The following is a 22197-nucleotide window of genomic DNA, read 5'->3' as shown; positions in this document are numbered from 1 at the left end:
GTTAGTCATTCCCATTCCTTTTGCTGCCTCAATCATTCTGGGATCGACTGAATTCACTGCCACCACAGTATTTCTTATGACAGGCAGGAAGGAATATATCACTAGAGCAATAACTGCCGGAGTGACACCAATTCCCGCTTTCAGCGGGGCAAGCAAGACGACCATATAGCCGAAGAGGGCGAGACTTGGAATCGTCATGAGAATTCCCGCTCCATAGAGTGCTATCGACGAAAGCTTTTTGTTTCTGGAAACGATTATTCCAATTGGTACGCCAATACCAATTGCAATCGGTACCGCTATAGCAATAATCTTTATGTGATTAAGCAGCTCTATCAGCACCAGGTCGTAGTTTCTTGCCAGATACTCAAAGAAACCCATACTCTTCTCCTTCCAAATCTTCCGGCAAAAAGCCGGTGAACGGAATGATTAAGACCCTCCCCAAAAATCCAGTATTAACTTTCAGCCTAAGAATTATTCATTACTGAGCACACAAGTGAGACAGGACAAGATCTTAAATCATAATTATTTAGTCATTAGACTTGCAACAACTCATTTATTATAACATATGAACATGATTGAGTTTCTAGTAGGACAGACTCCCTTTAAGAACAACGTACTAACCTGAAAGTGCTATTAGCGAGAAGTATAACGATACGGCAAGTCATACAAGGGTTTGCTACTGCTCAGAACTGATCTTTCTAATGAAAGTCATTTGACTTACGATAACGAAAATAATCAACCCAATTGACATGATTCCTATGCTTCTCAGACTGGCCCACATTTGAAGAAAATACCCGCCAATAAGTGGACCGACACCAAAGATAATGCCTACCATAGACTCATGTATTCCTCCCTGCTTTCCGTGATCGTCATCGCGAGAATTCAGCCCGTAGAATATCGCGAATATGTAAGGAACCGCATAAGTAGCGCCTGAAAAGAGGGTTGCCAGGAAGAACGTGGGAGCGGTTTCAGGCAGAAAAAAGGACAACAGAGCCGCCCCAAACACGGCAATCATTGTCATAAAGGAGATTTTGGGACTGCCTACCCAAAATCGGAAGAAACTCATGAAAACAAAGGATAGAAAGACTCCGATGTTGGCACCTACGGTTAAGAAACCGACATTCTCCAAAGGTATTCCTGTTGATGAAATTAGTTTTGGAAAAAGCGCCATTCCACTAGTGTAGATAATTCCCGCCAGTAGAAAAGTGAATCTATATACTCTTCTATAATCCTTAATCTTAGGGAAATCTATTTCGCCAAGAGAATTCTTCAATCTATCGTGGAATGGACCTGGAAGAGTCTCACCGAATCTCTTGATGTGAGCTCTTATATGCAGAGATCCCACTAGACAAAGTACAATCCCATAAGAAAACACCGCCATCGGGAGTTTTTGAATTAGATAAGGACCAAATGCCATCCCAACAACGTTTCCTGCGCTCCAGGAGAGAACGAAACGGATAACAGTCGCTGCGGGATCAACCCCAGCAGCTTTCTCCGACTTCGAAAGCAAGCCCTCAATTGATGGAAAGAAGAAGCCGAAAAAAACATTCATTCCGATTACCGATATTACCAGATGGATGGGAATAGTCCAGAAGAATCCAAAAGAGAGTGATATCGCCATCAAAAACATGCCATTCGATAGGCTTCGCTTGAAACCAACTTTGTCTCCCATCCTGCCAAATTTCAGAGCGGAGACCACATAGAATGCACAGCCCAGAAAGTTGATCAGACCAATTTCTATATAGGACAGCCCCCAATCTGCAGCCTTTGTGTTGATGGCCGAAGTCAGAAGGTAGAGAAGTATGGAGAACGAAAACGCGTAGAAGTTGAACGCGTGAAAGTATCTCTTCATTATTGAACCGCCTTTCAATGATCCTGTCACGAAGAACCGCAGTTTCTTAAATCACATACATTCTACCTCATTCGGAGGAAGACTTAGCAATTGTCTATTCTTCAATATGAACATTCAAGAGACAGCCCTCTTGACCCTTCGGTCTCACTGGGAAAACAAGATCAGCGCCTCCACTAATAACGAGTAAACTTCCATTCTTGGGCTTTAAGAAATGGCCGGCTATTGTTACAAAAAAAGGAGGCCTAAGGCCTCCAACTATTCTTGACTTCTGCCTCTACTGCTCGGCGACCTTCAGAAGAATTTCTTGTTCGGCCCAGGCAAGTCCCTCTTCGACAGTTCTCTTCTGGTTGATTACATCGCCAACCATCGTTCCGAGAATAGTCCTGACATCGTCCCAAAGAGCAACATTGGGATCTACCGAACCAAATGGGATTTGGCTGATAGGAACTAGGACAGTCGGGTTCTGTTCTTCATATGCTTTCCACTGAGGAGTCGTCAAAGCAATTTCCGTTACCGGCATGTACCCGGTCTTAACTGACCAGTAAGCTTGGATCTCTGGACTTATGAGGTACTTCATGAACTTCCAGGCAGCAGCCTTCTGCTCCGGTGTGATACCTTTGAACATAACGACATCCGTACCAGCAAAGGGTGGTGCCTGAACTTCCCACATCGGAACCGGGGCCCATGCCCAACCATGCTTTCCTCTTGAACCTGAGTCTACGTAAGATGCAGAAGCGATTGTCTCAACAAACATGGCAATCTGCCCGTCACCGAATGGTGCATCAAGATATCCTCCCTGGAAGAGAGCGACCTTATAGGTGTGAGCCATGTCGTACATTAACTGAAGAGCTTCTTTAGCTTCAGGAGAATTTATAATAACCTCTACCGAACCATCTGGCTTTATCTCTATTGCTTCGCCACCATTGGCCCTAAGGAATATCATGAAATGATCAATAGTTGTTCTGAAGCCAAAGCCGTACTGATCAATCTGTCCGTCGTTATCCTTATCCTCAGTGAGCATCATTGCTGCAAAAAGGAGATCGTCCATTGTCTTTGGAACTTCCAGACCATATTCCTCAAAGAGGTCTGTATTGTAGTAGAGGACATATGTACTCTTGTTGAAGGGAAGGGCATATACTGTGTCGCCCCAGGTAACCATTCTCTTGAACGGACTCCAGATAGCCTCCCACTCTTCGTCGGTCAATCCCGTTTCAGGATCAGCAATCAACGAATCAAGTTCCTGTACGGCATTTCGAGGAATAAGTCTTGCAGTCCAATTTCCATAAGCCTGAGACAGAGCTGGCAGCGTGTTGCTCTCTGCACTGACCAGGAGTTTCTGCTGCAGAGCACTGTAATTTCCCACATAAATGGCTTCTACCACAATATCGGGGTTTGCCTCATTGAAAGATGCCACGATTTCATTGACTGTGGTTCCCTGGGCACCGCCCATTGCGTGCCAAAACTCAATCTCCGTCACAGCAAAGGTAAATACTGCAAAAGAAACGATTAGAAGTGCTAGAATTAATCTTTTGCGCATTTCCCTACCTCCTTATAAGAAATGTTTAAGTGAACTAATTATACCACTACGCCCCATTCAAAAAGAATCTCTCTTACCTTATCGAAAGTCTCATCAATACTGCCTGATGTCGAGACCTCGGCACTGACCATCACCTTCATTGAATCAAGGTGAGACTGTGAATGGAGTATTGACTCTGCCAGGGATCTGCTCATTCCTCTCTTCATGAGTCTCTCAACGGAAGCTTCATTTGTACATTCAAACCAAATGACTTTGTCACAATAGTCAGCAAGTCCTATTTCGTGGATCAAAGCTCCGTCGATTATGCAGAGCTTCGAATGACATCCCTCAAGAGCTTTCAATGCCTTTCGTCTAATAACCGGGTGAAGTATTTCATTCAGTCTTAACAGGAGTTTGCTGTCTTGGAAGACTTTCTTTGAAAGTTTTTTTCTGTCAACTTTGCCGCAAGTAAGAATACTCTTCCCGAAAGAATCAACGATCTGCTCTTTCTTTTCATCCAGCGAATCGTGGCCAAGTTCATCCAGGGAGATAATATCTGCACCGAATCCTTCAAGACGCTCGGCGGCAGTAGACTTACCGCTTCCCGCCTTTCCCACAAAACCAACTATCATTACAGCAGCTTCTCTCCGGACTCGATGACATTCAGTACTACTTTGGAAATATCGCTATTCGCGTTTTCCAGTTTCTTCCTCTCTTCCGGGCTGATCACGATAATGTCTGCCTCGATCTCTTCCATTTCTCCGATCTTCTGAAGAAGGTCCTCGGATTCGACTGATACTATTACAAAGGTTGGTATAGGTTCTCCAGTAGCGAAATACACTTCCTCGACCGAAAAACCTTCGATAACTTTCATAAGCTCAGACTTCATAACTCGAACCTCCAGGAGGTTTTCTCCTCATATCTGTCCCTTACTTCCTCGTATCCCTTTCTTCCCATAAACGCATACGTCAATTTCTTTCCGAGCTCTACTCCAGGCTGATCATAAGGATTTACTTTCAACAGGAAACCCATTAACGCAGTTTGTATCTCATAGGAGACGATGAATTCACCGACATGAACCTCATCTATCTGTGGAAAAGAGATAGTGATATTAGGTACGCCGTTTGCAGCAAGTGCAATTGATGTTCCCCTTAGCTCCGCATTTAGCAGTTCTCCAACCTCGACTCCATTGAGATAAGACAAGGCTTCAATGTCCGAATGAATGAATGGTATTGTAAGCTGGTTTCCAAAATCCTCTACCTTCAAGAGCGTCACTATTTTGTCTTTCGGTCCCTCGTTGTACAGCTGAACTTGTGAATGCTGGTCGATCGCACCCAGAGATTTCGCTGGAGTTTGACCTGTATGTACGATTCTTCCGGAGACATCGAATTTCTTTCCCAAAGACTCTGCCCATAACTGTCTATACCAGTCAGCAAGAGTGTGGAGTCTGTTTGAATAGGGCATCATTACTGAGATGTTGTGCCCTTTCTTCAGATAAGCATAGTGTATTAAGGCACTCACAGCTGCCGGGTTTGATTTGACGTCATCCCTGAGATATCTTTCCTTTCCAAACCTGGCCCCCTCGTACAAAAGACTTATGTCAATTCCCTCCGCGATCGCCGAAAGCAGACCTACTGGTGTTAAAACGCTGAAGCGACCTCCAACGTCTTCCGGGATAGTGAGGGTTCTTATACCCTCGGAATCTGCTATTTGCCTGAGCACGCCCTTATGTTTGTCGGTAGTAAATATGAAATGGTCTTTAACTGGAAGATCAAGTTTTTCGAGCAACCCTCTAACGATGAGATAATTTGCCATGCTTTCAGCAGTAGTTCCAGACTTTGAGATGACGTTGAATACAGTGTTTCCGAGATCCAGTTCTCCTAACACAGAGGCAATCATATCGGGATCTACATTATCAAGCAAAAACACTCTGGAGTTCCCGTCTCTCTTTTCCTTAGCATAAGAGTTCCAGCTAACCGGTTTCAGTGCGGAGTGCAAAGCCTGATTGCCAAGTGCCGAGCCTCCAATTCCAATTACAACGAAATTATCAAAATGCTCCAACCAGGATCTGTAAGCCTTGACTTCTTCAAGAATTTCATCACTTTCAAGAATTCGCAGAAAACCAGGCAACGGTTGAAAGACTCTTTCGAAATTCGTTGAAAGTGTCTTCGCAATATCAATCATCTCATCAAAAGAAAGTCCGCTTTCAAGGGTCTCCTTGAACGCAAAAGAGAAGTCATATTTTAGCATTCCTGCAACCTCCGTCAATAAGTAATTAAGGTCTCCACTCTATAGCCCGAAAGTCTCTCTCTTGGATTAAGAAATTCCAGTTCAGCCAGACAGAGAATTCCAACTACTTCTCCACCGCTGTCTTCAATGATACTGGCAATTGCCTCCATTGTCCCACCGGTTGCGAGAATGTCATCTACTATCAGCACCTTATCTCCATTGGATATCGCATCTACGTGCATTTGAAGAGTCGCCTTTCCATACTCAAGTTCGTACTCTATCTCTTTGGTCTTATAAGGAAGCTTTCCTGGCTTTCTAATGGGTACCAGCGCTTTCCCCATTTCATAAGCTAGAGGAGCCGCAAAAATGAATCCCCTGGCTTCGGGGGCTACCATGGTATTGAAGTCAATTTTCCTTGCCCGTTCCGACATCTGCAGTATGCACTCCCTGAAAGCTAAAGGATCCTTTAACAATGGAGTGACATCTTTGAAAACCACACCTTCCTTTGGGAAGTCAGGAACGTCACGCACAAAGGCTTCTAGATCCATCTAATCTCCTCCTTATACAGCTCCTTAGACATGGGTTATTTTAACACAGGAATCAGCCCATTTCTCTAGGTGCATGTTATAATGCATGTGTGAAATAAATAACATTCTTTCCTCGAAGGAGGTGTAAGGTTTGTCTCATGTAAATTGCCCGGATTGTCAGAAGCTCTATGAAGAACTTGATGAGTATATTGATTCTGTCAAAGGTAACACGGGTGTCTTAATTAATGTACTCCACAAAGCGCAAGAAATCTTCGGATATCTTTCGGAAGAACTGCAGCAGCACGTATCTGAGAAACTCGATATTCCTTTAAGTCAGGTATATGGAGTTGTGACTTTCTACAATTTCTTCAGCACGAAGCCGAAGGGAAAAAACCAGATAAAAGTCTGTCTAGGAACCGCCTGCTATGTCAAGGGTGCCGATAAGATACTGGAAAGGCTCAGAGACGAACTGGGCGTTGAGATGAATGAACCGACCTCCGACGGACTCTTTTCAATTCACGCCGTCAGATGCCTCGGTGCCTGCAGCATGGCTCCAGTGGTTCTGGTAGGCGAGGATGACTATTTTGGAAGAGTAACCCCTGATGAGGTTTCAAAGATATTGGGCAAATATAGGAGGGCCGAGTAATGGCAAAAATTAAGAGCCTTGAAGAGTTAATGAAGATCAAAGAGAACGCAATGAAGGGTCTTAAGATGCGTGACTCAGGCAAGAGAGGAAAAGTAATCGTGGCAATGGGAACTTGCGGGATTGCCGCAGGCGCAAAGGATACGTTGAGGGCGATAGTTGACTCACTTGAAGAGAAAGGAATTGACGATGTCGCTGTCGTTCAGTCCGGCTGTTTTGGTCTCTGCGATGTTGAGCCCACAATTGAGGTACATCTCGAGGGATCAGAGCCAATAATTTATGGACACGTAACCCCGGCTCAAGCAAAGAGAGTGGTTGAGCAGCACATTATCGGCGGAAAAGTAGTCGGAGATCTCATTGTGAAAAGAGGAGAACTATAACGAAGAGGTGATTAAGGGTGCCCGCTGTTGAAAACACGGTGCTTATTTGTGCCGGAGGAGCTTGCATTTCTGCAGGCGAGAAGAGCGTGAAGAACGTATTTGAGGAAACTCTGAAAAAGTACTCGTTGGAAAGCGTAGTCAGGGTGGTAGAAACGGGATGTATGGGTGCTTGTGACCTCGGACCCATTTTGGTGATCTATCCTGAAGGAGTATTCTATCAGAAGATCACGGCAGAGAATGCAGCTCTTATTGTAGAAGAACATATTCTGAAAGGACGAGTTGTAGAAGATCTCTTATATAAAGGAGACTCGGGAAATCTTACCGAAAAACCTCAGGAAGAGCTTCCCTTTTTCACTGAGCAAGTGAGAATCGCAACAAGGAACTTAGGGGTAATTGATCCTCTTTCAATAGATGAATATATTGCCAGAGACGGCTATTTCGCGCTGCATAAGGTCCTTTTTGAACTCAGTGGGGAAGATGTTGTTGAAATACTGAAAAAGAGTGAGCTCAAGGGACGCGGAGGAGCAGGCTTCCCGACTTGGATGAAGTGGGATCTGACAAAGAAAGCACAAGACGACACGAAGTACGTAATCTGCAACGCTGATGAGGGCGACCCTGGAGCCTTTATGGATAGGGCTGTTCTTGAAGGGGACCCTCACACAATTGTGGAAGCTATGACAATAGCTGCAAGAGTAATTGGAGCCCAGAAAGGGTTCGTATACGTTAGAGCCGAGTACCCTCTTGCAATAGAACGGTTGACTCACGCGATGAAAATGGCCAGAGAGTATGGATTCCTTGGTGAAAACATTCTCGGAACTGATTTCTCTTTTGATCTTGAGATAAGAATTGGAGCAGGTGCGTTTGTCTGTGGTGAAGAGACTGCTCTCATAAACTCAATTGAAGGCAAGAGAGGAATACCCAGAGTCAAACCTCCCTTTCCTGCAAGTAAGGGGCTATGGGGAAAGCCAACTCTCCTGAGCAATGTGGAGACCTACGCTAACATTCCTCCGATTATCACAAATGGCGGCGAATGGTTCAGTCAGTACGGAGTGGATGGTTCCAGGGGAACAAAAGTCTTTGCTCTGGCTGGAAACGTAAAGAACACAGGTCTCGTTGAAGTTCCTATGGGCATCACACTTAGAAAACTGATCTTTGATATTGGCGGAGGCGTCCCTGGAGGGAAGAAATTGAAAGCCATTCAGACCGGAGGTCCTAGTGGAGGATGCATACCGCTGGAATTAATTGACACGCCGATAACGTACGATAACATGAAGAAACTGGGCACAATAATTGGTTCGGGTGGAATGATCGTTATGGATGAAGACAGCTGCATGGTTGATGTTGCGAAGTACTTCTTAGAATTCACCGTGGAGGAATCCTGCGGTCAGTGCACACCTTGTCGTGATGGAACACGCAGAATGCTCGAGGTTCTCGAAAGAATAACTGAAGGTGAAGGTACTATGGGAGACCTTCAACTTCTGAAAGATCTTGGCGAGAATATCATGTCGACTTCACTTTGCGGACTTGGGCAGACTGCACCACAGCCAGTGATATCAACAATGCGATATTTCTGGGATGAGTATGAAGCTCACGTGAAAGAGGGAAGATGTCCGGCAAAGAAGTGCAAATCTTTGATGCGTGTGGTAATTGATAAGGACAAATGCGTTGGTTGTACTGCGTGCGCCAGAGTCTGTCCCGTTGAAGCTATAAGCGGTTCGGTAAGAAAACCTCACGAAATAGATTCAGAAATCTGCACCAGATGTGGAAGTTGTCTGGCCGTCTGCAAATTTGGGGCGATTAGCAAAGTTTCACCATAAATGGCTTTCCGGAACCCCCTTAGTGGGGGTTCTTTTGCTACTTACAAGAGGGTTGAAGGGAGGAATTTTTATGTCTGCAGAAAATGTCCGTGAAATCGTAACTAATATCTATGATAACATTAGCAGCCAGAGCCTTGAAAAAGGCGATGTGCTTATAAATGCTCTTCACGCAATTCAAGATCACTTTGGCAACTTCATACCAGTCGAAGCAGCTGAAGTGATGAAGGATCTGACGGGATTGCCTCTCTCAAGAATTTATGAAGTTCTTACTTTCTATACGATGTTCTCGACTCACAAGAGGGGAAAATATGTAATTCGAGTCTGCAAGAGTCTTCCATGCCATGTAACTGGAGGAAAGGCAGTAGTAGACTCCTTAAAGAACGTTCTGGAAATTGATTTTGGTGAGACTACCACAGATGGCTTGTTTACTCTTGAGGAGACTAGTTGTCTTGGACTCTGTGGAGTATCCCCGGTAATGATGATTAATGATGAGGCTTACGGAAACCTTAATCCGGAGAGAGTCTCTGAAATTATTGACGGCATCGTCTCAAGAGAGAGGAGTGAGTAATTGTGAGTAAACCAATAACCGTCCTCGTATCAATAGATTCGAACAGCTTGCTTCTCGGTGCCAGACACTTCAAGAATTATCTGAGCATCCTAACGGAAAGATATAATTTGAACTCCATGGTTGAAATCCTGGAGACTGGATCTTTTGGAGATTATGGGCGAGGAGTTCTTTTTCTGATCCTCCCAGACAATGTAATGTATTCAGTTAAGACTGAAGCTGACATTGAAAAGATGGTCATGGAGCACCTTCTCAAGGGAAGAAGAGTTGAGGATCTCATTGTCACAAACTTCGAATCGGCAGGACATGTTGAGGCGTCAGAAGCTACAAAAGAAGAGAGAATCGTGTTAAGAAATGCCGGTTCAATCGATCCGAGAAATCTTGAGGAGTACATAGCCCATGACGGATATCAAGGCCTCGCAAAGGCTTTGAGATTGAATCCAGAAGAAGTTATTGAAGAGCTAAAAAAGAGCAATTTGAGAGGAAGAGGTGGGGCCGGTTTTCCAACTGGACTGAAATGGGAATTCACCCACAAAGTCGAGTCAGATGAAAAATATGTCATCTGTAACGCTGACGAGGGTGAACCGGGAACCTTCAAGGATAGATTGATAATGGAAGGCGATCCTCATTCAGTGATAGAGGGGATGATAATTGCCGGCTACGCAGTCGGGGCCGACAAAGGATACATATATATTAGAGGAGAGTACTTTGAATCTGTCGCAAGCCTTAGAGGTGCAATCAGCAAGGCTTATGAGTATGGCCTTCTGGGGCAGTCGATTCTTGGTACGGATTTTTCATTCGATCTCTCTGTTAGACTGGGCGCGGGAGCTTATGTCTGTGGGGAAGAGACAGCCTTGATTGAATCAATTGAAGGTAAATCGGGAAGACCAAGACTGAAGCCGCCTTATCCCCCGGTTAGCGGTCTATACGGCAAGCCAACCGTAGTCAATAATGTGGAGACTTTTGCCTGTATTCCATCAGTAATTGATAAGGGTGCAAGCTGGTTCAAGTCTATTGGGACAGCGTCATCACCGGGAACAAAGGTCTTCTCCTTATGCGGTGATCTTGTAAAGAGGGGAATAGTCGAAGTACCCATGGGTACTTCTGTTAGGGATCTTGTGCAGAAATTCGGTGGAGGAACCCCCAATGGCAGAACTCTAAAAATGGTACAGACCGGTGGGGCAGCAGGAAGCTTTATCAAGCCCGAAGAAATGAATGCTGAGCTGAATTTCGACTCCTTCAAGAAGTATGGTGCCTCTCTGGGCTCTGGGGTTATTCTCGCTATTGACGACACGCACTGTGCTGTCGATATTGCCAAAAACCTAATGGAGTTCTTCGCCCATGAATCCTGCGGGAAGTGCGCTCCGTGCAGAGAGGGGACTCATGTGATTGTACATATCCTTGACGAGTTTTCAAAGGGAAGAGGAACATCCGAAATGTTAAACCAATTGTACGATATATCGGAAACCATGGAAGAATCATCCTTCTGTGGTCTTGGCCAGTCAGTCCCCGTACCCCTCAGATCAATTCTCGATAGATTCAAGGATGAGTTCCTTGCGCACGTGAATTCTCCACAATGTCCAGTCGGTGTCTGCAAATTCGAAAAACCAACAACAAAAAAAAGATAGATAGACTGCAATGAACAGCCGGGGCAACCCGGCTTTTTCTCTGCTATAATTGCCGAGAGGTGAATTATGGACAAGGGTAAGAAGATAGATTTGGTTGTTCTTATGATCCTGCTTGCCTCCATTATTGCTATCGTAATGATACTAACTTCCCTAAGAACGAAGAACAGACTTGAAAGAGTCGCGGCTCTTTCCGTTCTTTATAATGCCGGGCTTGGAGCTGATTACAAAACTCTTCTTGCAAGTCCTTCATACTTTTATGATGATCGCGTTCTGGATGCCTACAATTACTTTGCTGATATGAACGACTCGTCGGAAATCGAATTAAGCAACTCAATAAAGATGCACAATGTTCCTGAGAGTTCCCTTTTCGATTACAACAAAGCAATATCAGACCTCTCATTGGGAAGATCAAGAAAGGAATACCCCGCTCTGAAAGCAAAGATATATTCACTGATAGAATCCAGTAATCTGCTTTCGGACAGACCTGGCACATTCAGAACTCGGCTCTCAGAAGAGATTTACAACGCATTAATTGAATTTAGGGAAGTGAAGGTAGATATCATCGTTGGTGGTGAGATTCGTTCTCTCGATTTGTCACGGCTGGATCTCGCGATTGTGCTGTCCATCATGGCGGTTGAATCTTCACTTAATCCATTCGCTCTGATGGAGGAAAGAAGCATCGATGAGTCTTTTGCGACCTTCGTCTATTCCAGGGGACTCATGCAGATCTATGAGATAACTCTCTGGACCCTGAACTCCTGGCTCAGACAATCTCAGATTAACGTTAAGCCTGAAGAGCTCTGGTCGGTGAGAGACAACATCTTTTTGGGAATGGTATATCTTGCCTATGCCAATGAACTGCTCGAGGAGAAGAGATGAGAGACTGGCAGAAAGATGCGATTGTCTACCAGATATTTCCAGACAGATTCAATATCGGAAAAGGGAAGACTGTCTTTCAGAAGAGGCAGGATGGTCATTACTCTCTTCCAAGGCAAAAGGTTAAAAGATGGGATGAGAAACCTTTCCCATCGACTGATGGCAGCCACCAGTACGATTATTGGGGTGGCGATTTGATTGGAGTAATTGAAAAACTTGATTACATAAAAGAGCTTGGAGCAAACACAATCTATCTTAACCCGATCTTCTGGGCGCACACAAATCATAAGTATGATACCATCGACTATTTCACGATCGACAGTGACTTAGGAACTGAAGAAGAATTCAAATTTCTGCTGGATGAAGCACATAGGAAGGGCATTAGGGTAATTCTCGACGGAGTGTTTAACCATGTCGGGACTTCCGGAAGATGGTTCAACGGCCTTAGAATATTCGAACAGCCCGGTGCAGAACAGGGAAATGACAAGTACAAGAGCTATTTCTTCAATGGAGAGAAAGGTTTTAGAGGCTGGATGGACTCTGACAACCTGATCGAATTAAACCTTGAAGATCGGGAACTAGCTCAAATCATATATGACGGAGAGGATTCAGTAGTAAGTTATTGGTTGAAGCTGGGAATAGATGGCTGGAGACTTGATGTTGCATATGACTTGGGCCCCAGGATTCTTAAAGCCTTGGTTCATTCAGCCAAAAGCGCAAGACCAGATTCAAGCGTAATTGGAGAGATCTGGAATTATCCAGGAGACTGGCCTGAAAGATCAGGACTTGACGGATTGATGAACTATTACTTTCGATTAGTAATTTGGGAAGCATTTAATGGCTATATTTCGGGAAGAGATGCCCTTCAAATTATCAACGACGCCATAGTAGATGCAGGAATCGAGTTCCTGTCCAGGTCATGGATCGTTCTCTCATCACATGATGTGCCCAGACTAAGAAATGAACTTGGATCGTTCGAGAGAATAAGCGCCGCTCTTACTCTCCAGTACTGTCTCCCAGGAATACCTTTGATATACTATGGAGAGGAGATTGGAATGGAGGGCGGGAACGATCCTGAAAACAGAGCTCCAATGAAATGGGGAAATATCCACATCGAAAGGAAAACTTTGGAGCTATACAGGAAACTCATTTCGATTCGCCAGAGAAAACTGTCATTGCGATCCGGTGATTTCAAACCTCTGATCTCTTCTGATGGATCCCTCGTCTCTTTCAAAAGAATTACCGGGACAATCGACGATTTAGTTGTCTGTGTTGTTAACCCCACTGGAAACATAGTCAGATCAAGAATCTTTCTGCAGGAAGGGTTTCTGATGAATGGTACAGAGATGAAGGATATGGTTACAGGGAAGATCTTAAAAGCATCCTTCGGAACAATATCTACTGAGCTTCAGCCGTACGAAGGACTGATACTGGAGCCAGTGATTTCCAGGTCAAAGACACACTACACCCCCTACAAGAGAATATGAAGAGAATTGAGAGGAGATCTTTCGGGCTCGTAATCCTGGCAGCAACGGCAATGATTTGGGGAGGATCATACATCTTCACAAAAGTGGCCGTGGAATCACTCCCGCCGATGCTGTTGACCTCTATCAGATTCGGCTTGGCTGTCGTAATTCTTTTTCCTTTCTCAGCAAGAAAGAGGGGGTCTTTCGCTACAGTTAGCCACGGAAATGCTGCACTGGCAGGTCTATTCGGCATAACATTTTATTTCCTCTTCGAAAATTACGGCTTAACAATGACAAACGCTTCCGATGCCTCTCTTATCGTATCTACAGCTCCAATACTGACAATAATTCTCTACGATTTTGTAAGGAGAAGATTCGATCTTTTCGAGTACTTAGGCGGTTTTATTGCTTTTTCCGGGCTCTTCGTGATTATCTACTCTGGAAGTTTTTCCGAAGGCTCGAGTGTTTTCGGGAACCTTCTATCGTTCGGCGCCGCAGTCTCGTGGGCGGCCTATACTTTTTTCTATGAGAGAATTCATAACAGTTCCATATGGACGACTTTAGAAGTAATGCTTTGGGGACTGCTATTCTCAGTGCCTTTTGCAATAACGGAAGTTTTTATCTTCAAGAGGTCCGTAGAGTTTTCTCGCAGTGCGATTTTTGGAGTGTTGTTTCTCGGTATTCTGGCTTCGGCTCTCGGCTACATCCTTTGGAATAAGGGAATCACTCTCTGGGGTGGAAAGGCTGCAACTCTCTGGGTTTACACAATCCCAATTTTTACAATTGCGGCCGATATTGCTTTTCTTAAGAATTCCCCTTCCATGCTTTTCTTCATCGGATCTATCTTTGTTGGGCTGGGCATGGTTGTGGTTATCTTAAGAGAGTACCGACAGTCAGTACCTCAAGGAAATTGAGTTAGCCGATAACCGTTTCCACCGATTGAAGTTCGACGGGAATCACTCTAGATAGACCGTCAGTCATCGTAACACCATGAAGAACATTGGCAACTTCCATAACAAGCTTATTGTGAGTAACCACGAGAAACTGAGTGTCGGTCGCATGTTTCTTCAGCAATACTCTGAATCTCTCCGCATTGAAATCGTCAAGAGGGGCATCAACTTCATCCAGGACATAAAACGGACTTGGCTTAATGCTTAGCAAAGAGAATACGAGTGCAATTCCTACGAGCGCTTTCTCTCCACCGGAAAGGAGTTGCAGTTTCTGAACCTTTCTGCCGGGTCTCCTGACAGTGATCTCCAAACCTGTCTCAAGGAGATCCTCACCCGGAATTATCTTGATCTCTCCCTCGCCACCATCGAAAATTTCCTCGATATATTGACCGAAATTACTGTTCACACTGTTGAAAGTCTCCATGAAGATACTCTTTGCCTTTGCATCGGTTTTCTCGATCAGTTCAATAAGCTTGACCTTTGCATCTTCGAGATCTTGTTTCTGTTCATCAAGCTCTTGATACTCCCTATCGACTACGCCGTACTCATCTATGGCATCCAGATCAACACTGCCAAGGAATTTGAGTTTGTTTTCATAGTCGTCAAGCTCAATCTTGGTTTCATGCAGTTTCTCTTCAGAAAGTATCTGAAGATCTCCAGTATCTTCCTCCAGTTCCTCTTTCACTCTCGAAAGCTTCATTTCACTCTCTTGAATATGCATCTCAAGCTGATGAGCCTTATCTCGAAGCTTCTCTCTATCCGCTTTCATCTTGTTTATCTCTTCCTCCGCTTCCTGAAGTGACGATAGTCTCTGCTCTTTTCCCTCTCTCTGATTTCTTATGCTCGAGAAGAGATTTTCCGTTTCTTTCTTCACTGAAGTCAACTCGCGTTCCTGGTCGCCCACTTGCCTTCTAAGACGCTCGGTTTCAGACTCAACCTCAACTACCTCTCTTGAAAGCAGATCTATGTTCTCCTTATCAACTTTCTTCTTCTGAATCAAAGAAGAATGTTCTTTTGTGTACTGCTCGTGCTTCTCATACAGTGTCGAAAGCCTTAATCTCGTATCTACTATTCTCTCTTGAAGCTGTTCCAGAGCTTTCTTTTGCTTCTTGAGTTCTTCTGATTCTGCTTCAACCGTTCGCTCGAGATTCAGACGCTCTTCCTTGAGAGAGGACTGCTCTCCAACGAGTATCTCCTTTTTTCTCGAATTCTCTTCCATCCTTCTTGTGTACTCGTTTTCAAGCTTTGTCAGCTCAGATATCTCTTCCTCAACCTCCTGAGCGGATTTCAGAAGCTCGCTTATCATTCTGTTGATTGCAGCTCCTTTGGAAGCCAACTCATTCAGCTCCTCCTGTAGAGCTTTGAGATATCCCCTTACCTCCCTTATTTCGTCCTTGAATCTTTCGATCTGTCTATGGCCCAACTGAATCTGCTTTTCAAGTTCGGCCTCCCTTTCCATGAGCTCTTGAATCCTTCTCTTTCTTGAAAGCAGATCGGTTCGTGCCTCTTCACCAATGAATCCGCCAGTAATAGATCCACCGGCACTCAGCAACTGGCCATCAACGGAAACCATTCTCCCCGAAAAACCGACTGCCTTCCTAATATCGATCGCATCATCTAGAGTTGCTACAACTACAGAATTTCCAAAAAGGTAAATAGGGAGCTTTTCAAAACCGCTTGGAATGTCTACAAGTCTTGCTGCATAGTTTATGAAACCCGGATGCGACTCTGCTTTGGAAAAGGTTCTGAAATTACCTTCTATCATGTCCATCGGAAGCAATGTTACTCGGCCTATCCTATATGATTTTAAAAACTCTATGATTCTCTTTGCGGTGATTGAGTCGTCGACGACAATATCCTGCATTCTGTATCCTAGAAGAATTGTTATTGCAGTCTCATATGACTCAGGCACGCCAACGAGATTTGCGACGACATCTCGCAGTCCAGAAAAGCTGTCCTTTCTTGAGAAAATCTCTCTGACGGCCTTTGAAAAACCCTGATACTCCTCTTGTTGCCTTTCTAACAGGCCTCTTTCCATTTGAGAGCGCCTCAACTCGCTCTCATCTTTAGAGAGATTCTCTCTTGCCCTCTCTAATTCGATTTCGAGCTCGGAGAGCCTTCCCTTCGATCCACTCACGTCGGCTTCAACTTTTCGTTGTTTCTCCGAGCTCTCTTTGCCTTGTTTTGCAAGAGACTCAGTTTCCTCCTTAAGGGTCTCAAATCGCTCTCTTTTTGACCCAAGCTGATTCTCGATAAGTCTGAGCCTTTTGTTGGTGTCCTCACCACTGTTTTCAAGTCTCTCAAGCTCGTTTTCAATTTTGGAAAGCCTCTTGGAAATCGAATCGAAGGTCTCCTGATGTTTCAACCATTCGCGCTCTCTGGCGCTGTAGTTCTTTACGAGAGAGTCTCGCTCTTCCTCAGACGAAGACAGACCGGTCTCTTCATCCGAGATCTGCTTTTCTAGAGTTTCGATAATCAGCTTGATTTCGTCTTTTCTCTTGTCGAGATCCTCGATTTCCGATCTGAAGTTATCTATCCTTGTTGATACTTCGATCAATCTGTTCTCTCGCTCGCTCAGTCTTCTGGTATACATCTCCTTGAGCTCAAGCAGATCGTTTTGACGCTTTTTGTACTCCTCAAGTAGCTTGGTGAACCCCTCAATTTCCTTATCAACTTCGGAAAACTCGGCTCTCAAAGAAGACCACCTTGATTCACCTTCAATCAATCTCTTCTGCAAGTCCTTCAGTTCGTCGCGCACTTTGTTGAAACCTGCATGCAGCTCTTCAAGCTTCTCCTTCTCAAGCCTGGCAATATTTCCATAAAAGAGATTTTTGAGCTCCTTCTGCTTCGCAGAATATTCAACAAACTTTTCTGCCCTCTTTGCCTTAAGGTAGAGTGATTTGCGTTGCTTGCCAAGTTCAAAGATTATGTCTTCCAGTCTATTCAGATTTTCTTCCGTCGCGGCGAGTTTTCCAAGAGCCTCTTTCTTCCTCTCCTTATACACTGCGGTACCGGCTGCTTCTTCTATTAGAGCTCTCAATTCAAAAGGAGAAGCGGTTACGACTTTGTCGACTTGACCCTGGCCCACAATCGAGTAGATATCCATTCCAACTCCGGTGCCCTGAAACAACTCCCTTATATCTTTGAGTCTCGACTGTCTGTCGTTAACTTTGTACATCGATTGCCCATCTCTCGAAATCTCCCGAGCTATGGAGAAGGTTCCTTGTTCCGATTCAAACACAAGCTTTACTTCGGCAGAATTTGAAGGTGGAAACCTTTCCGAACCGTTGAAAATCACGTCCTCTCTGTTATCGGCTCTGATGTTCTTCATCGACTGCTCGCCAAATATCCACCTTATGGCATCTACAACGTTCGACTTTCCGCTGCCATTCGGTCCGACAACAGCAGTAATTCCAGATGAGACTTCGAATCTGGTTGGCATTGCGAAGCTCTTGAAGCCTTTTATGTAAACTGAATTAAGTCTTAGCATAGGCCTCCCTCAGAATTTCTTCCCCGATCAGTTTCATATATAAAGGTATATCGATATCTTCTCCATCGTCGCAGAAACCTATCGGAATCCCTTCTCCAGAAGCACTTTCAAGAACAGCTTTTTTGTGACCTGTGAACCATCTTCTGTATTTCCTATCTAACTTAAGCGCATAACGATCTCTGCCTTTACAGCATCTCCTAATGACTTCAAGCATCAACCTGTCTCTGACTAACTCGCCGAATGCCGGGTGAAATGGACCTGCAACCACGTTTTCAATCTGCTTTCCGTAAATACAGATTCCCACCCTGCTAACCTTCACATCTGCCAGCAAAAGCAGTAAATACATCTTCCAAACGATCTCTATAGATTCCTCGAGTCCTTGAGGCGCGAATCTTCTATGTAAATACTCGCCCTCAAGAAGCGATCCTTTCAAAACAACAAGCGGATGAATTCTTACGGACGAAGCACCCACACGAATCGCTTCCAAAGTCGAATAAATATCCTTTTCCTCAGTATCTCCCGGCAATCCCGTCATCAAGTGAATACCGAAAGCTATCCCATTACTCCTTAGCCGGTCGGCTGCCTCATACACTTCTCTGGATCCGTGATTTCTGCGACAGCTCTTCAGCAGATCATCGTCAAATGACTGAACACCAAGTTCCACGAAACTGATGGAAGTTGAATTCAGCAGACCGATCATCTCTTCTGATATTTGTTCCGGTGAAGTGGAGAACCTTATCCCCTTAATAAGACCTTTTTGAACAAGCTCTTCTGCAACATCAAGATACACTTGCTGTTGACCGGTTCCAGTGAACGTACCGCCATAAAAGGCCAGTTCTGTCTCATCTGGATTCCTGAAATATCCCCGGTATCTCTTTACGGTCGACAAAACCTCTTCCATATCGGGAAGCTTCCTGACTCCGGTCGCGGAGTATTCATTGCAGAATGTGCATCGCGTTCTGCAACCCTCATGTGGAACGAAAATTGGAATGATATTCATGCTAATATTATAAACCGATCGAGCGCTATTTAACAAAGATACTTCAACAAATCTTAAACAGCGTGCTTTTCGTGTTACTTTTCAGGTGGTACAATCAAACAATCAGGAGGAATGATTATGGTTCATAATGAGTCTTTATATGGGAATAGAGGAGTCGATAATAATTCCTGGCCGGGATCGGTCAGTTAATCTTTGCTTTTGTAGCTTTTAGAAGATTAAAAGGCCGATGGATAACCATCGGCCTTCTTTTTTTTATAAGGGGTGAGAGAATGGAAAGCACAGGGAGACTAAGCACAAGGATACTGGAACACCTGAGAGACCCGCTAGTAAAATCGGCAGTTAGAGTTAAGTCCGCACTGCTGGGAGAAGCAAACAACTTCCTTCGGGGAAAAGGCTTTGTGGAACTTCTTCCCACCGTTGTATCTCCAATAACCGATCCACTGAACCATGAAGTTCATAACGCGAAGTTTCGTTATTACGATCAGGAGTATCGTCTAACGCAGTCCATGATTTTCCACAAGCAGTTGGCATGCAAGTCATTTGACAGGATCTTCATAGTATCTCCTAACGTGAGACTAGAGACTTCTGAGAAGGCGCTGTCGGGAAAACATCTTTTCGAATTCAGTCAGATCGATCTGGAAATCAAGAACGCGTCCAGAGATGACGTGATGTTACTTGTTGAAGATCTGCTGGCCAGCGTAATTACAACAATTAAAGAGAGCTGTATAAGGGAACTGGAATATCTGTCTTCAGACCCTTTAGTACCCTCCCGACCATTCGCAAAAGTGAAGTTCATGGATGCTTACGAACAGTATGGAAAAGACTTCGAAACCGTTCTGTCCTCCAGCTTCACTGAACCCTTCTGGTTGATAGACTTCCCAATATGGGAGAGGGAGTTCTACGACCTCCTGTCTGATGATGGAAAGACACTCAAAGACATGGACTTGATTCTTCCAAAAGGATTCGGAGAGACCTTGTCTGGTGGAGAGAGAGAGTGGGAATACCCAAGGATTATTAACAGAATGGAATTCAAAGGTACTGACCCCGAAGAACTTGCCTGGTACATGGAGATAGCAGAAATGAGAGAACTCATTCCAACAGCGGGTTGTGGAATTGGAGTCGAAAGACTTGCCAGATATGTATGCTCTCTTGACAACGTCCTGAAAACCAGGCTATTCCCGAAAGTTCCAGGGCAGAGCTGGATATAACGAAAACTCCCCCTTACGGGGGAGTTCTGGCTCCAGCGGAGGGACTCGAACCCCCAACCGTCCGGTTAACAGCCGGATGCTCTGCCATTGAGCCACGCTGGAACACATTGATTATTGTAACTCGAATCTAAAGTTATTTCAAGTAGCCAAAGCTACTGATTGGAGGTTTCGATTCTTCCAACTGGTCGAGTAGCGACAAGTGAAGTTCCCTCACCGTCGATGTCATCTATCAAAACGTTCCCTATCTTCACCGGCGCCTCAACGGCTATTCTGCTGATTAAACTCATCTTTTCGAGTATTAGGGCTCTGTCAATTGGGCCTGTGGTCTTCGCTGAAGCAAGAGGGAGTTCCCCGTTCAAAACTCTCACGTTGGTTGTAAGTATTCGTTTCGGCATTACGAGTTCATTGAGTGCGTATTCCTGACCTCTTGGGCATTTGTTACCAGTTACTTCGTATTTCTCATCCTTCTTTCTTACAGATATCTTGCAACCTACGGGGCAGATCACACAGGTAATATGTCGTTTCATGTTAACACCTCTACAGTCAGTTGTCCTGCATCCAGGAGAGGAGCCAGCTTATCCTTGTTTATGACCACTTGGATCATCTCACTTGGAACTCCGTAAGAAAAACCCTTTTCGTAGTTCAACTCCTTTAGTACTACTCTTCCCTCATCCATGGGCTTCCTCAGTCTTATGTACAATCTCAAGTGTTCTTCCATATCGACAATGCTTGGAACCAGTACTCCCACGTTTTCTCCTCTTATGACCGGAACTCGGTCACCTGACGTGTTCTCACCAAGTGAGAAAAGAGCAGCATGTCGGCCAGCTATCCAACCCTCAGCTGCCACATAATCAACCAGGTCAAACACAGCCACATTGTTTCCTGCAGCGAAGACACCTTCTATGCTACTTTCACCGGTATTGGAAACGATGAAACCTCGATTAACAGGATCTATCATCAAATCATTATCGAAATCCTCAACCTGTGGCAACAATCCTGCCGATAGAATCAGCGTGTCTGTCTTCAATTTCTTCGAGGTGCCAGGAACAGGCGTGAATTTCTCATCGACTCTTGAGATCTCAACTTCCTCAAGCCTTCCGTTGCCATAAATGCCAGTAACCGTTGTCGACAGAAGAAGCGGGATACCATAGTCCTCTAGACACTGAACAATGTTTCGCGTAAGCCCACCTGGATACGGCATTCGCTCAACTACTGCCACAACCTCGACACCCTCAAGGGTTAGTCTTCTGGCCATTATCAACCCAATATCTCCCGAACCAAGTACAACTGCACGTCTTGACGGCAGATAGTTCTCCAGATTGACAAATCTCTGTGCCAGTCCAGCTGGCAGAACCCCAGAAGGTCTATCTCCTTGTATCAGCAATGACCCAAATGGTCTCTCTCTTGCACCGGTCGAAATCACGAGAGCCCTTGACTCTATTTTGAAGGCACCTTGTGGTGACAACACCAAAGCTTCCTTCCTCCGGACATCAATTTCCCGAACATATGATTCACCTATCACATCTACCCTTTCCTGACTCATCTCACTCTGTAGTCGAGCTGCAAACTCCGGACCAGTAAGTTCTTCATGATAAAACTGAAGTCCAAAACCATTGTGAATGCACTGATTCAAGACGCCGCCAACTACTGCCTCTCTTTCGAGCAGGGTTACTTTGACACCCTGTTTCGCTGCGCTGAAGGCACCGGCCATTCCTGCGGCTCCCCCGCCAATTACAAGTACGTCTGTGATGAGTCTCTTCATTGTCTCACCTTCTCGCTTACTATCCAGCTTCTTTCATTGTTCTGTCTAATCTCCGACAGGTCTTTTTTCAGCTCTCTGGCCAGAATTCTGGCAATACTTGAACTGCAAAATCCGCCCTGACATCTTCCAAAACCAGCTCTTGTTCTAAACTTAACTCCATCCACAGTCCTCGCTCCATCTCTTATTGCCTGAATCACCTCTGTCTCAGATACCTCGTTGCACTGGCATACTATCCTTCCATAGGCGGGATCCTTGTCAATGAGTTGTGATACTCGCTCAAACGAAAGC

General features: G+C 44.8%; 21 protein-coding genes and 1 tRNA gene. 9 read left to right on the top strand and 13 right to left on the bottom strand.

The window, feature by feature from the left end; genetic code table 11:
* The 7 genes from ENN47_06680 to ENN47_06650 form a co-directional block, all read right to left on the bottom strand.
* The coding region (locus ENN47_06680) for an ABC transporter permease subunit (protein ID HDP77854.1) at positions 1-378 on the bottom strand (378 nt) is incomplete at its 3' end.
* 298 nt (positions 379-676) lie between these two features.
* Positions 677-1852: an MFS transporter gene (locus ENN47_06675; GenBank protein HDP77853.1), complete on the bottom strand. Its 1176-nt coding sequence runs from the start codon at positions 1850-1852 to the stop codon at positions 677-679.
* A gap of 274 nt (positions 1853-2126) precedes the next feature.
* Complete coding sequence (locus ENN47_06670; protein ID HDP77852.1) at positions 2127-3389, bottom strand: ABC transporter substrate-binding protein; 1263 nt, start codon at positions 3387-3389, stop codon at positions 2127-2129.
* 38 nt (positions 3390-3427) lie between these two features.
* On the bottom strand, positions 3428-4000 hold the full coding sequence (gene coaE / locus ENN47_06665) for a dephospho-CoA kinase (GenBank protein ID HDP77851.1): 573 nt from the start codon (positions 3998-4000) through the stop codon (positions 3428-3430).
* On the bottom strand, positions 4000-4257 hold the full coding sequence (locus ENN47_06660) for a hypothetical protein (protein ID HDP77850.1): 258 nt from the start codon (positions 4255-4257) through the stop codon (positions 4000-4002). Before ENN47_06660 ends, coaE begins: the two co-directional genes overlap by 1 nt.
* Positions 4254-5618 carry a glucose-6-phosphate isomerase gene (locus ENN47_06655; protein ID HDP77849.1) on the bottom strand — a complete coding sequence of 455 codons (1365 nt, stop codon included), beginning with the start codon at positions 5616-5618 and terminating at the stop codon, positions 4254-4256. The genes ENN47_06660 and ENN47_06655 overlap by 4 nt, the downstream gene beginning before the upstream one ends.
* 14 nt (positions 5619-5632) lie before the next feature.
* On the bottom strand, positions 5633-6145 hold the full coding sequence (locus tag ENN47_06650) for an adenine phosphoribosyltransferase (GenBank protein HDP77848.1): 513 nt from the start codon (positions 6143-6145) through the stop codon (positions 5633-5635).
* A 130-nt stretch (positions 6146-6275) separates the two neighbouring features.
* Between ENN47_06650 and ENN47_06645 the strand changes: the two genes are divergently transcribed.
* The 8 genes from ENN47_06645 to ENN47_06610 all read left to right on the top strand — a co-directional run bounded on the left by ENN47_06645 (position 6276) and on the right by ENN47_06610 (position 14413).
* On the top strand, positions 6276-6770 hold the full coding sequence (locus tag ENN47_06645) for an NAD(P)H-dependent oxidoreductase subunit E (protein ID HDP77847.1): 495 nt from the start codon (positions 6276-6278) through the stop codon (positions 6768-6770).
* On the top strand, positions 6770-7147 hold the full coding sequence (locus ENN47_06640; protein ID HDP77846.1) for a (2Fe-2S) ferredoxin domain-containing protein: 378 nt from the start codon (positions 6770-6772) through the stop codon (positions 7145-7147). The genes ENN47_06645 and ENN47_06640 overlap by 1 nt, the downstream gene beginning before the upstream one ends.
* Positions 7148-7164: 17 nt before the next feature.
* Entirely contained in the window at positions 7165-8964 is a 1800-nt protein-coding gene (locus ENN47_06635; GenBank protein HDP77845.1) for an NADH-quinone oxidoreductase subunit NuoF, read from the top strand.
* Between the two features lie 70 nt (positions 8965-9034).
* Positions 9035-9532, top strand: coding sequence for an NAD(P)H-dependent oxidoreductase subunit E (locus ENN47_06630; protein ID HDP77844.1), 498 nt, complete (start codon positions 9035-9037; stop codon positions 9530-9532).
* Positions 9533-9534: 2 nt separating this feature from the next.
* A complete protein-coding gene (gene nuoF, locus ENN47_06625) occupies positions 9535-11157 on the top strand; it encodes an NADH-quinone oxidoreductase subunit NuoF (GenBank protein HDP77843.1) in 1623 nt (540 codons plus the stop codon).
* Positions 11158-11223: 66 nt separating this feature from the next.
* Entirely contained in the window at positions 11224-12036 is an 813-nt protein-coding gene (locus ENN47_06620; protein ID HDP77842.1) for a transglycosylase, read from the top strand.
* The gene (locus ENN47_06615) at positions 12033-13520 is read left to right on the top strand and encodes a glycoside hydrolase family 13 protein (protein ID HDP77841.1); all 1488 of its coding nucleotides are present in this window, start codon (positions 12033-12035) and stop codon (positions 13518-13520) included. Before ENN47_06620 ends, ENN47_06615 begins: the two co-directional genes overlap by 4 nt.
* Positions 13517-14413 carry a DMT family transporter gene (locus ENN47_06610; protein HDP77840.1) on the top strand — a complete coding sequence of 299 codons (897 nt, stop codon included), beginning with the start codon at positions 13517-13519 and terminating at the stop codon, positions 14411-14413. Before ENN47_06615 ends, ENN47_06610 begins: the two co-directional genes overlap by 4 nt.
* 1 nt (position 14414) lies before the next feature.
* Here ENN47_06610 and smc read toward each other — a convergent pair whose 3' ends face one another.
* Together smc and ENN47_06600 are read right to left on the bottom strand one after the other, a co-directional pair.
* The gene (gene smc, locus ENN47_06605) at positions 14415-17939 is read right to left on the bottom strand and encodes a chromosome segregation protein SMC (protein HDP77839.1); all 3525 of its coding nucleotides are present in this window, start codon (positions 17937-17939) and stop codon (positions 14415-14417) included.
* Entirely contained in the window at positions 17926-18939 is a 1014-nt protein-coding gene (locus ENN47_06600; protein ID HDP77838.1) for a radical SAM protein, read from the bottom strand. The genes smc and ENN47_06600 overlap by 14 nt, the downstream gene beginning before the upstream one ends.
* A 269-nt stretch (positions 18940-19208) precedes the next feature.
* Between ENN47_06600 and ENN47_06595 the strand changes: the two genes are divergently transcribed.
* Positions 19209-20147: an asparagine synthetase A gene (locus ENN47_06595; protein ID HDP77837.1), complete on the top strand. Its 939-nt coding sequence runs from the start codon at positions 19209-19211 to the stop codon at positions 20145-20147.
* Positions 20148-20174: 27 nt separating this feature from the next.
* On the opposite strand, the gene ENN47_06590 is transcribed toward ENN47_06595, so the two are convergent.
* The 4 genes from ENN47_06590 to ENN47_06575 form a co-directional block, all read right to left on the bottom strand.
* Positions 20175-20249 (bottom strand) — tRNA-Asn (locus ENN47_06590).
* A 50-nt stretch (positions 20250-20299) separates the two neighbouring features.
* Positions 20300-20674, bottom strand: a complete 375-nt coding sequence (locus ENN47_06585; protein ID HDP77836.1) for a DUF1667 domain-containing protein — start codon at positions 20672-20674, stop codon at positions 20300-20302.
* Entirely contained in the window at positions 20671-21909 is a 1239-nt protein-coding gene (locus tag ENN47_06580) for an FAD-dependent oxidoreductase (GenBank protein ID HDP77835.1), read from the bottom strand. The genes ENN47_06585 and ENN47_06580 overlap by 4 nt, the downstream gene beginning before the upstream one ends.
* A partial coding sequence (locus ENN47_06575) for a (2Fe-2S)-binding protein (GenBank protein ID HDP77834.1) occupies positions 21906-22197 on the bottom strand: 292 nt, incomplete at its 5' end. The genes ENN47_06580 and ENN47_06575, both read right to left, overlap by 4 nt.

The organism is Mesotoga infera (assembly GCA_011045915.1).
GTDB lineage: Bacteria > Thermotogota > Thermotogae > Petrotogales > Kosmotogaceae > Mesotoga > Mesotoga infera_D.
Note: the sequence above shows the minus strand (reverse complement) of the source record. Positions and strands in the feature narration are given on the sequence as shown.